General features: G+C 57.5%; 5 protein-coding genes and 1 pseudogene. 2 read left to right on the top strand and 4 right to left on the bottom strand.

Annotated elements, in window-relative coordinates; all coding sequences use genetic code 11:
• Nucleotides 1-19 precede the first annotated feature (19 nt).
• Nucleotides 20-10,999, top strand: a complete 10,980-nt coding sequence (locus IG629_RS18960) for an SDR family NAD(P)-dependent oxidoreductase (RefSeq protein ID WP_404923911.1) — start codon at nt 20-22, stop codon at nt 10,997-10,999.
• Here the strand turns inward: IG629_RS18960 and IG629_RS18955 are convergent.
• Genes IG629_RS18955 through fabD form a run of 4 tightly spaced genes read right to left on the bottom strand, consistent with a single transcriptional unit; the run spans nt 10,944 to nt 14,836 of the window.
• On the bottom strand, nt 10,944-12,077 hold the full coding sequence (locus IG629_RS18955) for an oxidoreductase family protein (protein WP_193173489.1): 1,134 nt from the start codon (nt 12,075-12,077) through the stop codon (nt 10,944-10,946). The two genes, IG629_RS18960 and IG629_RS18955, sit on opposite strands and share 56 nt — an antisense overlap.
• Nucleotides 12,070-13,020, bottom strand: coding sequence for a haloacid dehalogenase-like hydrolase (locus IG629_RS18950; RefSeq protein WP_193173488.1), 951 nt, complete (start codon nt 13,018-13,020; stop codon nt 12,070-12,072). Before IG629_RS18950 ends, IG629_RS18955 begins: the two co-directional genes overlap by 8 nt.
• Nucleotides 13,021-13,043: 23 nt before the next feature.
• A complete protein-coding gene (locus IG629_RS18945) occupies nt 13,044-13,961 on the bottom strand; it encodes a thioesterase domain-containing protein (protein WP_193173487.1) in 918 nt (305 codons plus the stop codon).
• Entirely contained in the window at nt 13,949-14,836 is an 888-nt protein-coding gene (gene fabD / locus IG629_RS18940; protein WP_193173486.1) for an ACP S-malonyltransferase, read from the bottom strand. The genes IG629_RS18945 and fabD overlap by 13 nt, the downstream gene beginning before the upstream one ends.
• Nucleotides 14,837-15,224: 388 nt before the next feature.
• Between fabD and IG629_RS18935 the strand changes: the two are divergent.
• Nucleotides 15,225-15,672, top strand: a pseudogene (locus IG629_RS18935) (integrase core domain-containing protein); the annotation flags it as partial.
• Between the last annotated feature and the right edge of the window lie 34 nt (nt 15,673-15,706).

Here is a 15,706-nt window from a genome sequence, read left to right as displayed (position 1 = left end):
GGCCCCGTATCGCCTGCTGGTGCTCTCGGCGAAGAGCGAGGAGGCGCTGAAGGCCCGCATCGAAGACCTCGCCGCTGCATTGGAAAGCGATTTGGGGAAGAATGCCCCGGACGAGGGCTCGCTCGCGCAGACGGCATACACCCTGCTTAACGGACGCCACCATTTCCGCCACAGATACGCGATCGTCGTCGGAAGCAGAAAGCAGGCCGTCGAGTTGCTGCGATCCGGAGAGGCTTCGGTCGCGGAGAACTGTTTTGACGGTTTAGTGCCGCTCGAGTTCGAAACAAGCCCCGGCCTGAAGCGATCCATCGATCTGCTTTCACAGGAGCACTCCGAAGCAAACGACAACGAGCAGGCTTTCTACGAGACTCTATGCGCCTTCGCGGAACTGTTCTGCCAGGGGCACGAGCTGCCGTGTGGATCGATCTTCCGGGGTTGGGCTCCGCGGACCAGTTGCCTGCCCGGATACCCGTTCAAGCGCGATATCTTCCCGGTTGGTACGCCATATCAGCCAAGCCAGACGCTCCTCCTGCAAGACCGGCAGGACAAGGAGATTTCTGGGGCTCGGGAGACGGTCGGTGCGCCGATTGCCGATGCAAAGGACGCGAAGAGCCGCCTCAAGGCGGACCTGCGTCGCTGCATCTGCACTCTCATTCGCATGCCCGAAACGGAGCTGGAAGACGGTGCTAACCTGGCGACCCTCGGCTTCGATTCCATTTCATTGGCGGCTCTGGCTGAAATGATTACGGAGCTTGCCGGAGTCGAAATTACCCCCGATGTTTTCTTCTCCTGTCCGACGTTGAGTCAACTTTGCGCACATTTCGAGACGCACCATAGAGACGCGATCGAGGCGCGGTATGAAACCCGAAGCGCGCCGGTCGACACCAGACAAATCACACCCGATCCGGTGCCTGTAAAAGCGGTCGACCAGTCCGGGCGAGACGGGAAAACGCATAAATCAGATGAGCCCATCGCGATTCTCGGAATGAGTGGGCGATTTCCCGGCGCACGGGATATCGAGACATTTTGGGACATGCTGCTGAAGGGCCAGGACAGCCTGGGCGAGATCCCCGCGAGCCGGTTCGATTGGCGCGACTATTACGGTGATCCCGCGTTGGACCCGCTCAGGACCAACGGTAAGTGGATGGGCGCGATCCCGGGTGTTGCCGAATTCGACAGTCTGTTCTTCGAAGTCCCGCCAACGGAAGCAGCGGGTCTGGATCCGCGTCAGCGTCTCTTGATGCAAGAATGCTGGCGCGCTCTGGAAGATGCAGGGTGTGATTTCAATCAGCTGGATAGCCGGAGAGTTGGCGTCTTTGTCGGTGTCGAGGAAGGGGATTACCAGCACATATCCCGGGAAGGAGATATCACCTCCAACCATGTCGGAATACTGGCGTCCCGGCTGGCCTACTTCCTGAACCTGGACGGTCCGGTTCTGGCGATAAACACGGCCTGTTCATCGTCGCTGGTCGCGGCTCATCAGGCATGTCTCAGCCTCCGGTCCGGAGAGTGCGACATGGCGATCGTTGCCGGGGTCAACCTCATGCTCACGCCGGGCCCATTCGTCGGCATGGGGCAGGCGGGCATGCTCTCTCCCACCGGTCGGTGCCGGGCGTTCGATCAGAGTGCGGACGGCATGGTGCCGGGCGAAGCGGTGGCCGCAATCGTGCTGCGCCGGTTGTCCGATGCGGAGCGCGACAATGATCCGATCTATGCCTCGATCATCGCCGACGCGATCAATTATGACGGCAAGACCAGCGGCATAACCGCGCCTAGCCGCTCGGCCCAGACCAAACTGACCAGACAGGTGATTGACCAGGCCGGCATAGACCCGTGCCGGATCGGGCATATCGTGACGCACGGCACAGGAACACCGCTGGGCGACCCGGCGGAAATCAACGCCTTGGCTGATGCCTTTAGTGACTTCGGCTTGCCGTCTCGAACCTGCGCCTTGACCTCCACCAAATCCAATTTCGGCCATACCTTTGCGGCATCCGGGCTGGTCAGCCTCATCGCTTTGACAAAAGGACTCAATCAGCGGGTTATTCCGCCCAGCCTGTTCTGCGATCAGGCAAGCGATCGCGTTCGGTGGCAGGACCTCCCCTTCTATGTCAACACGGAGCTGTCGGACTGGAAGACTGCCGGCGGGAGCGTGCCCGTCGGGGTGGTAAGTTCCTTCGGAATGAGCGGCACGAACGCGCAATTGCTTGTCCAAGACCATCAGCCGCGCATGCCGGAACGGACTATATCCGGTCCAGGTGCTTTTCTCCTGGTCTTGTCGGCGAAGAGCCGATCCTCGTTGGAGGCGAATGCGGGAGCCCTCGCCGACGCCTTGGACCGGAACCCAGAATTGGCCGCGGATCTGTCTGTAGTCAGCCAGACCCTTTTCGCCGGCCGCGCGCATTTCAGGCATCGCTGTGCCCTGGTTGTTGAAAGCGCCGAAGAGGCCGCGCAACAGCTCAGGAAGCTCGCAGGCGGGCAGAGCGACGATCTGGCGACCGGATTGGTGCAAAGGAACTTCGAACCCGAAGCCGGTGTTTTGAGTCAGGTGAATGTCATCCATGCCGATCTGGCGTCCGCGGATGGAACGGGTTCTGTCCGGGCCACATACGGGCAACTGGCTGGCTTTTATTGTCTCGGATACACCGAGGCTGCTGACGTCAATCCGAAGGGAACGCCGCGGCTGCATCTGCCGGGCTATGAATTCTCCCGCACCGAGTATTGGGCCGAGGCCGATCTATCCGCCCCGCAAGCACGCGGCGAGCCGCTCGTTGGCGATCCTGAGTTCCAGTTATCTGAAACGAATTTCTATGAACCGGTTTGGACCGCCGCTGAAGACGTCCAGTCCCTCGCAGGGGACGTGCCGCGCACCGCTCGAGACGAAAGCGAAACTGAGTTTCAGCTTTGGTGCTATGGGCAAGGGGCTGCCGATTTGGCTGCCGACAGGTTCTTCACCTGTGATGCCGAGGATATGCACACCCGCTTTACCTCTGTGACAGCTCAAATACTCGAAAGCATCAAGAGCCTTGTTTCCGCGCCGCGCAAGAAACGCCTGTTGGTCCAGTTGGTGCTTTGCGGAGAAGATGCTGCCGCTTTCGCCAGAGGGTGCAGCGCGTCGCTGCAAACTGTATCGCAGGAATTCTCTTTCTTTCGCGGCCAGGTCATCGAACTTGCCTCTCCGCTTCCGGCGCACAGGCTGAGGATCCTCCTGGAGAGGGACCGCAAACGGGAGAGCGACACGTCGATCCGCTACGACAACAGCATTCGCCGTGTTCTTGACTGGCGGAAATGTGACGCGCCACCGACCGGCTTCGCCTGGCGGAAAGACGGCGTCTATCTGATCACCGGCGGTGCAGGCGGTATCGGGCGCCGAATGGCGAAGGGGATACTTGCCGAAGTGCCGAGCGCGAGGGTCGTTCTTTGTGCACGCTCCGACAAGCACCAGATCGATCTGACGGAGTTTGCCGGCGCCTCAAGCCAGCCGGACTATCTGACGGCGGATATCACGGACGGCGGATCTGTCGACCGGTTGATCAAATACGTTCTTCAGAAATATGGCGCGCTGCACGGAATTCTTCACTGCGCCGGGCTGAACGAGGACGGTTTCATCACGGACAAGTCTGAGGAAACCTTACGAAAGGTGCTGAAACCGAAAGTCGATGGCGCCGCCTTGCTCGACCGCGCGACCAAGGACGTGGCGCTCGACTTCTTTGTGCTTTTCTCATCGACATCCGCCGTATTCGGAAATGCGGGTCAGATTGACTATGCGGCCGCGAACGGCTTTCTGGATGGCTTCGCGGGTGTCCGCGAAGAGCACGTGAAACTCGGTGTCAGACACGGCCGTACGGTATCCATCAACTGGCCGCTCTGGAAAGACGGCGGGATGGGTGTCTCAGACGAGCGGGAGAAAGTCCTTCGCGAGCGGTTCGGGTTGGTGCCGCTCGATATGAGAACCGGCTTTGCCGCCATGGTCCGCGCCCTGTCGATGGTGCCGGCGCAGGTCATGGTCATGCAGACGGAAGGCGGCCGGGATCCGGATCTTTCGCCGAGAACCGAAATTCTGACAACCGCGCAACCGGCGGCTGGCGTCGAGCCGACATTATTCGTCGCGATACTGCGCGAGGTTCTCATGCTCGGTTCAGAGCATGACGTTGATGCGCATATGACATTCCAGGAACTGGGGCTGGACTCCATTCGGGGCACTCGTTTCATTCAGGATCTGTCGAAGCGGTTTGGGGTCGAATTGCGTGAGACGCTGGTATTCGATTACCCGACCTTGCATGAACTGGCCGCCCACCTGTCCTCTCTTTCTGCGTCGACGGCCTTGTCGGTAGGAGATGATGCCCGAGAAGACAACGAGAGGGGGGACAGCGAGCGCGGCTTCCAGCCCCCCCAGGATCTGGAGCTGGCAAAAACCATCATTGCTCTGGAAGACCGACACCCGGAGGTGTTTCCGCTAACGCGTGCGCAGACAAATTTACCGACGTTGTTCTGCATACACCCAATGTCCGGCGATGTCGGTGTCTATGTCGGGCTGGCCGAAGCGGCCCAAGGGAGGTTCAACATCGTGGGCCTGCGCTCGCAGGGACTCTTCGATGCGGGTGACCCCAGGCAATCGGTTGAAGCAATGGCCGAAGCCTATCAGCGGATAATTCGTGAAATCATTCCCGAGGGACCCTGGAATCTCCTTGGCAGTTCCATGGGCGGAACGGTCGCCTTTGCGACGCTGGGGCTGTTGGCAGAGCGCACGGATGCGACCAACCGCCTGTTCTTGCTGGAAGCACCGTTGATCGACGATGAAGCAGCGGGCGAGCCTTGGCAGAGTGACGCGTTGGGGAATTTGCTGATGAATGCGAATTTCCTGATGATCAGCATGCTGCATCTGGATCCGGATTTCCGTCGCGACAAAGCGGCGGGCAAGATCGATTGGCGCGAGTTGGAGATAACGAGCGATGAACTCTCCCTGGATGACGAGAGTGACAAGAGTCTCATTGTCGACCAATTGGTGGATTTGATCTCCGACCGCGGCGTGACCCGTCAAAATGACGAGCTGACTGATCGTCTGACGTCGATGGCGAGAGTTCATCTGGCCAACCTGGATGCGCTTCGGTCCTACCGCGCGCCGGCCGGAACGCCGAAAAGCAATATCTCCGCAGTATTGCTGCGGAGCCCAACCGGTAGAGCCGTTTCCTCTGAAGTCTATAATCCCGATTACCTTCGACAGGTCCAAGACACCAAAGGCGGCTTGTTACCTTATTTCGAGGGATGGGAGAGCCGGTTCGAAAACCTTCAGACTGTCGTTCTCAACTCCGAGAGCCATTTCGATCTCCTGAGCGGCGGCAACGATCTGGCAAATCTAGTGGACCGGATCGACGCGTCGTTTGGCGCATTCGGTCCCGCAGGCTGTCCGGAAACGCCGCATGGACTGGCGCGGGAGGAGATATCGGAGTCTGCGATTGCTGTCATCGGCATGTCGGGACGGTTCCCGGGGGCGGACACTCTTGACGATCTGTTCGACCTCCTGAACGGTGAAAAGTCGGCCATTACCCCCTTGCCGCAGGATCGTGGCTGGGACATTGGAGACTGTCCTGTCAAACATGGTGGTTTCCTCAAGGACATTGATCAATTCGACCCCAAGTTCTTCCGCATCCCGCCAAAGGAAGCCGAATTGCTTGATCCGTCCGAACGCGCCTTTCTGATGGAGGGATGGCGTGCCGTGGAGAGTGCAGGCATCGATCCCGGGTCTCTGAAAGGTGAAAACTGGGGTGTCTATTGCGGCGGAGGCGGCGACTATGGGCTTTATCTGAAAGACCTGATCGGGGTCTCTCCCAATGTCACGAACTCCTCCATACCAGGCCGGTTGGCGTATTCCCTCGATCTGAAAGGGCCTTGCATCGCAGTGGATGCCGGCTGTGCTTCTTCGGCGCTGGCCGTTGCTCAGGCTTGTGACGCGCTTGTTTTGGATAAATGCGATGTCGCGATTGCAGGCGGGGTCATGATCCATTCGACGCCAAATCTGATCTTGGCCTCTATTGAAAGTGGCACACTCTCACAGGATGATCGTTGCTTTGCGCTCGATGAACGCGCCAGCGGCATGCTTCCGGCAGAAGGCGTTGGCGCCGTCGTCTTGAAACCGTTCGCAAAAGCCTGTGAAGACGGGGACCGGATCATCGGTGTCATTGAAGCTTGGGGTAACAATCACAGTGGCAAGACCAATGGTATCGCTGCGCCTAGCAGCACTGCCCAAGCCAAGCTCATCAGAGATGTATATGCGAGATTCGGAACAGATCCCGCCTTCATTGGGTTGATCGAGGCCAATGCTACCGGCACGTCATTGGGCGACTCTGTCGAGGTCGAGGCGTTGGCCAGGATTTTTTCCGACCGGAAAAGCGAGGCCTCACCTGTCGTGCTTGGTTCTGTGGAAAACCATTTGGGTCACTCCTATCAGAGCTCCGGCATGGCGCATTTGTTCAAGGTTCTCTTGTCGCTGCAAAACGAGGCGATTCCAGGGACCTTGAATGTTGCTCATCCGCTGGAGACAGATGAAGCGGGCAATTCCCGCTTTGTCGTGAATGACAGACCGGTTGACTGGAAACGGGGCGGGGCATTGCCGCGGCGCGCGGCAATAAGCAGCTTCGGCGCCACGGGAAGCAATGTTCATCTTGTCCTTTCCGAAGCGCCGTCAGACTTTGCTTGCGCCAGGACTCCACTCCCACCTCAAGCGTTCGCTTTGAGACGGTGCTGGTTCGAGAGACCGGCCAGCGGGACGGGTGCTTCTCCAGAGACTGACAGCGGCGGCACCGACAACGTCCTCACTATCGTGACATCTTGCCTGGCGGACATTTCGGGTTTTGATACCGAAGACATCGATTCCAAGGACTCTCTCAGTCAGTACGGGCTCGACTCTCTCATGGCCATGCGCTTGCTGGCGCAACTCAACGACCGCTTTTCTCTAACTCTCCATATCGCCGATCTCGTATCCGTCGAGAGCATAGATGATCTGGTGCGGTTGATCCGTGCATCCCGAGGACAGACGTCGGCGGCGCTGAGCCCGGCACCGGTGTCTGCCGGACAGGTCGATCAGGAGATACTGATATCCGATAGCTGGTTTGCCGGCCGATTAGCGTCGCTTCCAGATGAGCTGTGTTTTGTGAATTCGAGCCTTGCGTCCGCGCTTCGTTCCGACCGCGTCGAGAATATTGGAATGCTTTCCGAACTGGCGGAACGGGGCATTGGAGCGTTTCGACAGGGCGCGCATGTGGTGCTCGTTGGTCACCGTTCTTCCGATGTTTCTGCCGCCACAGCGCACATTGACGATGCACTCCTCGCCGCGTTGCCGGAGGAGTGTCTGGTGTTGCCTGTTTCGGACGAGCAGAAGCGGAACCTCTATCACTCAGAAATCATGAAATCGGCGGCATGGAATGTTAGCTATATAGAGACGCTTCCCGATGCCTCACTCGACCGGGATACGCTTGTCAATGCTCTGGCAAAACTGTCTGACCGGCATGACATCCTGAGGACGCGCTTCGTCCCCCTCGAAACGGGAGAAGACTGCCTGCAAGTGATCGCGCCGACGGCGAATGCCGCGCCTAAAATCACTGAGGCGGGGTCGGCACAAGAGTTCAACCGCTTGATGCAGGATGCCAGGCTTGCGTTGTTCGATGTCGAGAGCTCCGCGCCGTTCTCTCTTGTCTTCTGCCAATCTGACGGCAAGTGCGAAATCGGGTTCACGTTTCATCACGCGATTGCCGATGCCTTCACCCCGCCGCTGCTGGTGCGCGAGTTGGTCGCGCTTTATGAGGTAGAGACTGCGTCCGCTGACGACATAGAGGAAGAAGCCCCGATAGGCCAATACTGGCACTACGCACTCAGCCAGTGGAGCCGTCAGCCGGTCGCGGGCCAAGATGCTTTTTGGCGGCAGCGGCTGGGACAGGTGCAAGGTGTGGCAATGCGGCTGCCTTACAGCCGCTCGCCGAAAGAGGTGAAGGCGTCCGAATGGGATCAGTCAGAAACATATCTGACGCAGCTTGCGCCAGATCTTTGCCAGAGAATTGCGGAATTCAGCCGTCAACAAGGGATCTCCTTCACACAACTATTTGCCGCCGCGCTCAGCGTGTTGCTGAAGTACGGGATGAACAACCCTCAAGGGGTTTTGCATTACATATTCAGCCGCCGGGAGCGGAGCGCCTATCTGGACATTCCCGGTGAGTTCACCAATGTCCTGATGTTGCCGATAAATGTGGAGAAAGACCGCAGCCTCATCGATTTTCTGAAGGCGGTAAAACGCGATAGTTTCGAAGCCTTGCGCAATGCTCCTAACAATCTCGATCACCTTTTGAGCACTGCCGGACTAAGCGGGTTGTCCGAGTACTTCCGCAATTCGGGCGACGTCATGCTCGATACGATTGACATGGACACCGGGACCGCTGGCCCCTCTGAGGGATCACCTGATCAGTACGGCCGCATAGGCGAGGGAATGCGGATGAACGGGGACGGTAACTCGCCGGATGCGGTTGGTTCCGCTGTTGCGACGCTGTTCTTTCAATTGATCAAATCGCAGGGTCGAATTCACCTCGTCACCTCCTACCGAAGCGCGCTCTTCGATCAATCGGAACTGAGGCACCTGACTGCCTATCTGGTCGGTCTGGTGAGCTACATGTTGCGGAAACCGGACGCGACTATTGGCGACATGCTCAACGACGCCTCCGAACCTCTCTCACGGTTGCGGGAATGGACAGACCGTCACGCGGAGAAAGCCGATCCGCAGATCCAGAAAAATGCTGTCTCCAGCGAGAGGGAGCAAAACCCGGCTCCCTATTTTACCGAGTGCCAGCGCGTCAACGGAGTTAAGGATGGCCGGCCGGTTTTTTGGGTTCATGGGGCGTTCGGCGACGCGATGGTTTTCCTCCGTCTGGCGGAGCGGATTGAGCGTCCTTTCTTTGGACTGCAAGCACGCGGACTGATTGATGACAAGGAGCCGATTGAGGGAGTCGTGGAAACGGCATCCTTCTATAGGCAGATGATTCAAGCGATCCAACCGACAGGACCGTACGATCTGGGTGGCTATTCTATCGGCGGAACGCTTGCCTACGAGATCGCCAGGCAACTCCTGGACGCCGGCGAGACGGTTCAAAGCCTGACACTTTCTGACCCGATCTTTCCGCCCCATCACAGTCACCTTGGGGGCGGTCTACATGATCTGTACGACTTCCTCGCCGTTGGGCTGCTCGCCATGGCTCCGGCTCGAGACGCCTTGCAGGTTCAGGAGAAACCGGACCGTACAGGGCCCGGTGACGAAGCGTATGTGCTGGAGGCATTCGTCGAATATTGCGTCAAATCGGGTGTTGAACGGTCCGCTGAATGGATAAGGCAATATCTCAAGCGGATGGCTGCCATCCAGAAGAGCTACCGCATTGCCGAATACGAACCGGCGCCGCTGGCGTCTGAAATTCCGCACGTTCGATATTTCAAGAACCGGAACGGTCTGTTTTTGGGCCAGCCCGGGGACCCGCTTGAAGGCGTGGACTATTGGTCGGACTGGCGCAGCTTGCTCCCGAGCATTGGCTATCAGGAAGTCGAAGCCGACAGCCACCTCGCGTTGTTTGAGAGCGACGACGCTATGAAGGCACTGAGCGAGTATTGTCGGTCCCTGTACGGAAACCCGGAGGACCGGGAAGCGTCTGCTGGGCTCTTGGAGCAACGTCCTGATATGGCTTCCGCTGCCGAGCCGGACCGGATCGTGTTGCGTGACGTGATCGGGATGGTGAGCCGCCTTCTCGACCGCGATCGGGATGAAATCGACCCGGCGCAGGACCTTGTGGAACAGGGCCTGGATTCCATTTTAATGACCCAGCTTCTCGTCCAACTCAGGGACCGTTTTCATCTGGACCTGGATCTTGCCGCAATGGCGACCCTCAGGTCGGTCGAAATGATCGTCGAGGCTGTAAGATCAAGAGGCGAGAGTTCGGCCGCGTACGGTCCGTCATCTCAACCCCGGCAGGACCCAATCCGGCAGTTCCCTGAAATTGTCCACTTGAACAGCGGTTCTTTGAGTATCAATTCCGGCCGTCCCGTCTTCTGGTTCCATGGCGGATTGGGCGGTGTTGAAGCCTATCAGCAATTGGCGGGAGCTATCGAACGCCCCTTTGTCGGCATACAGGCAAAAGGCTGGCTGACGGACAGAAAGCCGCTCAATGGCATAGAAGCCATGGCGACTTACTACACCCATATCATCCAAAGGCTTCAGCCGAGCGGACCATATGATCTGGGTGGCTTCTCGCTTGGCGGCGTACTGGCCTACGAAGTCACCAGGCAATTGCAGGAGATGGGCGAGCAGGTCGATACGATCGTCATGCTGGACAGCTACGATGTGCTGGACACGGAGCCGAACCCGCTCTTCACGAAACGGGCGATGTTGGGCGTGGTCAACATGGCGTTGCAGAATAGCGCCGGTGCAGCCGTGACAAACATGATCCATCGTGACGAACTCGATGTGTCCCTATCCGATCAGGCATTCTGGGAGCACTTGATCACGCTTGCCAACGCGCGCGGACTCGCCAAGAGCGAAGCACAGTTGCGGAGCCTCCTGGGGCATATGGAGAAGTTCGGCCGAGCTTTGGAACAGGATGCGTTCACGATTTCGCCGCTGCCAGATCCCAAGGGCGTCAGCGGCCACTTTTTCCGTAATGCGAGCGGAACATTCTACGGAGACATCGCGCCGTTCTTCACATTTCCTGAGAGTGAAAGCGTATTTCGCGATGGCATGAATTACTGGAGCGCCTGGGAAGAGAATTTACCTAATCTGGTGATTCAGGACGTTCCGTCCGCCAACCACACGACCCTGCTGTCTGATCCGGCTGTCGCGAAAATCATTATCGCCTATTGCCGTGACCTCTATGATGGACGTCAGGGCGGGGATGGACGTCAAGACGGGCAAACGGGAGCTAAACCGACTGCTTCAGCTGATTCAGAACTTGATGCTCATCTAATGCCATCGTAGCCCAGCCGCAAGTTACGTCCCAAAAAGAGAAGTTCTTGCGGTCGGGAGAGCTGTCCCACCAAGCGAAAACCGGAGTTAGATCTTCCATGGCGAATGCCATCATGCTGAAGACCGCTTGACGAGCAATGCTGACCCGATAGCTGCCCATAAGCTCTTCCATGGAGTAATCATCGACACCGCTATCCGTCAGGCTGGCGTAATAGCGCTCGATGAACGCTACTTCGTTGCGGCTACGATCCTCGGGGCGCAGGCCGCCCGATAACAGGAACGACAGGTCCAAGGCTGCGCTGTCGCTACCGGCCATTTGCCAATCGATGATGTTGAGTGGCCCCCCGGGACTGGCGGGGAATAGAATTTGTTCACGATGGAGGTCCCCATGGCACAGCGTTTGGGGTTTCGCCCGCTCTAGTTCCGAGATCTCGTGGGCGTGAGAAAGCCAGAATTCGACAAGCTCAACAAGCGTATCGCCAACCCTGGCGCGATGATGTGCCTTGATGTTCCTCAAGGAGGATTCGAGCTTCTCCAGAATGAGATCAACCAAATAGGGCGCAAAAGCAGGTATGAGGCCTGCGTGACCGTCTGCTTTGTTCCACCATCGGGCATGGAAAGCGGCGAGCCTATCGATGATCGGTTCGATCTCACTCGACGTTCCGATAAATCTGTTGCTTGAGCATGTACCGTCCAGATACTCGAGCAAGAGGCCGCATCGCGTCTCTGTGGCGTCGTAGGAAGCCCAATAGCAAAGCGGGGTTGGAATGCCCGCGTCCGCGCCAAAATGCTTGTAGAAGAGAAACTCCCTTTCATAGCCCCGATTGGAAGAGAGGGCCTGCTTTACCGGCTCGAGATCCAGAGAGAACTTGGCGGCCAGTTTGGTTGGCGCGCCGCCGGCGTCGCCTTCATAACTCAACGAGAGTACATGCACGACCGATGTCATCCCGGGCGTCCCGACAGGCTCGGCCGTGAAACCGATGAGCCTTTCCGCACCGGTCTGACCGGACGACATCAGGCACTCCTTCAGCCACTCGGTGGTGATCTGTTCGACTGACGTGGGGGCGGCGGCGTGTACCCGGTCAATCATGCGCGAACAATTTCTTGAAATCGTTCTTCATGCTGACCTTCAAGAGACCGTCGGCCGGTTTCACACGGCCATCGTAAAGATACTCGCGAGCTTCATCATCGTGATCCAGCCAAAGCGCCAGTTTCTTGTAGTCCTTGTGGCTGAGGACATATTCGAGCATCTGCTGGTCGCCCCATGTGTTGCCGAAGGCGAATACCGGTTTTTGCCCGATCTGATACTGAATGATCACCGGTTTTCCAGCCGCCGCCACACCGAGATTGCGAAACCGGGCAGTGCGCATAAATCCATCACCCTGGAAATCCAGAACCCACTGCGTGCCGATCATCTGGCGCTGAGGGAGGCCAGTCGCTTCCTTGGCGAAACCGCGGACAAATCCTTGAGCTGATCCGGAAACGATATAGACCGAGAATGCATTGGCTTTCAAATAGCTCACGAGCTCGATCATCGGGGCATAGAAAAGCTCTCCAAAGGGCTTGTCGAACCGTTCATGCTTGAACGTCTTGCCGAACGCCGTGACCCGGTCGCGATACTCGGATTGGGGTAGTCCCGCACCGGCTGCATTCAGAACCTGAACAACATTCTTCGCTAAGTAATCCTCATCCGCTTCCCGAATGGCCCTGTAAGGCTGGATATCCAAGTTGGGGTTAGCCTCCGCAATTCCGGAGAGATATTGAGAGGAGAAGACACTGACCGCTGCTTTAGGTTTTTCCACGACAAGGGTTCCGTCCATGTCGAACGTCGCGATGCGGTCCTCGATCGGGATGAAATCGGCGCCATCCTCATTGGTTGAGGCGGCGACGAATTCCAAAATTGCAGACTTGTTGGCACCTTCATTCCAGCTCGGGAGCGGGTCCCCGTCTGATGCTTGTGCCGCAGGGTTGGATCCGAACGCGAGAACCACGGCCAGACCCAGTATCCAGAAGTGTTCGAACCGTGTCGTCATGATCAGCATTTCCCCCGTGGTGTTTATAATTCTGCGTTCAAGATTTCCGCCACCCGCTCCAAAGCGGGGCTTTTCATCATAAGAAAATGTTCGGTTTCGACGGTCAGAGTTTTTGTCGTCCCCTGAAGGATACCGTCCCATCCATGGTCATTGCCTTCAACACCATTCGATAGCCCGGGAAGATTGAGAATGTTTTTTCGACCGACGAACCCTTCGGAATTCTGTATCAGCACTGTCTCCACAGGCTTCGGGAGAGGAGCCGGCTGATAGTTCGAGAGGGCTTTGTTATGCGCGGCCATGACATCCCGGCATTTCGCGAGAAGGTCGCTAAGAGCTTCGTAACTATGGGGAATATCGCATTGCGTTAACAGGTGCCGGACCGTCAGGTCCACCTGACCCGCAGCGTCTCCGGCAGGCAAGTCTCCCGGGGCCATCAACGCGCGCGCTTTCCATTCCAGTGCCAGCATATTCCCGACCGACTGCAGCATGGTACCGTTGTGGTTCCACGCACTCAGTTCCTTGATGATCGCCGATTTCGGGGAGTAGGTATCGATCAGAACGAGCTTTTCGACGGTGCCGCCGAGCAACTGAACTTGCCGCGCCATCTCAAAGGCGACCACACCGCCAAAAGAATAACCGCCAAGTATGTAGGGTTCGGCGGGGTGGACCCGTCTTGTCGCGTCTAGATAGGCTTGCGCCATTTCCTCGACGCTGTCGAATGCTGTCCCCTTGGCGTTCAACCCGGCCGCAGCGAAGCCGTAAATAGGCTGGTCATCGTCCATAAGCTGAGACAAAGGAGGCAGCCAGGTAAGCTCACCGGCAAGGCTGTGCACCAAATAAAGTGGCGGCCGGGCACCCTTGCCCCGGATCGAGACGAGAAATTTGTTCTGCGAGGTCACAATAAACCGGAATTCTTGAGGGGTATCAGTCAGATCGGCCAATCGATGGCGATTGCCGGAGCTTGTTGCCGGATGGAGATGACGAGCTTATCCAATACAGTTCCCGGGCCGGCTTCGTGGATCTGATCGATCCCGGCACCGAGCATAACTTGCACGGTTTCGCACCATTTGACGGGATTTGTGATCTGCTTCGACAGGAGTTCCTGCACCCGCTCTTCGGTGTAGGGGCGAGCCTCCACGTTTGAGAGCACGGCGCGTTGTGGCGCCTTGAACTCGAACTGCCGCAGATAGTCTTCGAATTCGGCACGCGCGTCCTGCATGTAGCGGGAGTGAAAGGCGCCGCTGACACGCAACGGGATGAAATTGCACCCTTCGATGCTGCCAAAGGGCTTCATCGCAGATTTGATGTCTTCTTCCCGGCCGGAAATCACGGCCTGTGATGGTGAGTTCTCGTTAGCGACATCAAGGGTCGTCAGCCCGTTCTTCGTCAGAAAATCCTTGGTTTCCGAAGAAGACATGCCGAGCACCGCCGCCATGCCACCGCCTTTGATTTTCGACATGATCTCTCCTCTTCTGCGGACCAGCTTCAGGCCAGTGGCGAAATCGAACACGTCGGCGGCGTGCAGCGCGTTGTATTCCCCAAGGCTGTGACCGGCGAGAATGTCTCCGCCGATGCCCCGTTCAGCAACGGCTGCACGATATGTCATCGCGTTGACAGTATAGAGAGCGGGCTGGGTGAATTGGGTTTGCACCAATTCCTTGTCCGGATCTTCCAGGCAGAGCTTTCGAATAGAATAGCCGAGGATATCGTCGGCTTCTTTCTCGATTTCGGGATAGCGCTCAAACAGGTCTTTCCCCATACCGAGGTGCTGTGAGCCCTGGCCGGGAAATATGTAGGCGGTGGAATAGGTTTTCATGGAAAATTGTTTCCTTTCGGCCATCATCTGTGGGCCGCCTATCGCGCCCGAAACCATCCCGGATCCGGAAAGCAGTGCTCGGCAGGACCGCTGCCAGTTCCAATTGATGGTCAGCAACGCGTTTCCTGGAGAGTTTGAGAGTTCAGAAGCACCGTGCTCGTTGGCGCTTCTCCGGACCCTCAATGCCTCGGCTTCGGTATCACAATCAATAGCAGACTATGTCAAAGTGCTGAACAGTTGAAGGGGGCAATGCAGCGTTACGGTCAGCCACCGTCGATCGTCATGGATCGGCTTTGTTCGTATCGATTTGCGATGTGTGTGATTGGCAATACCGCTGACCAGGAACGTGGACGTTGGCTCAATAATCTGTGGTTTCCGAAGAGGTTTTTCACATGATGTGGCTGACACGTTGAACCTGGCCCTGAAGGCATCAGGCTGTGACCCTGCAAAAGTCGCTCACAGACCGCGTCTGCTCGGCGCTAACGAATCTTCGTCTATATCCGGTGAACTGGCCGAGGGACTGAGCACAAAGGGTATGGATCATGTTCGTGGCGCACCGCTCCATCCACTGACCCAAGGCAAAATCGGGCGCTGGCATCAGACGTTGAAGAGCTGTGTTCTGCTCGAAAACTACTACCTGCCCGGCGCCCTCGAAAACCAGATCGAGGCCTTCATCAAGCACTACAACCACGAGCGCTATCATGAAAGCCTCGGCGACGTCATGGCGGCTGATGTCTACTTCGGCCGTGCCACGACCATCATCTAAAGGATGAAAACGGATCAAGGAACCCGCCATCAAGAACCGCCGTTTGAACCATCAGCGGCAAGCCGCCTAACATCAAAAAAGGTGAGCAATATCCCCCGTTAAAT

The sequence above is a fragment of the Nisaea nitritireducens genome, assembly GCF_014904795.1.
In the GTDB taxonomy this organism is placed as follows: domain Bacteria; phylum Pseudomonadota; class Alphaproteobacteria; order Thalassobaculales; family Thalassobaculaceae; genus Nisaea; species Nisaea nitritireducens.
This window is presented reverse-complemented; position numbering and strand designations above follow the sequence as displayed.

Coding starts and splice junctions, on each gene's coding strand:
- IG629_RS18950 (WP_193173488.1), bottom strand. CDS start 13,020: ATGACGACACGGTTCGAACACTTCTGGATACTGGGTCTGGCCGTGGTT.
- fabD (WP_193173486.1), bottom strand. CDS start 14,836: ATGAAAACCTATTCCACCGCCTACATATTTCCCGGCCAGGGCTCACAG.
- IG629_RS18955 (WP_193173489.1), bottom strand. CDS start 12,077: ATGATTGACCGGGTACACGCCGCCGCCCCCACGTCAGTCGAACAGATC.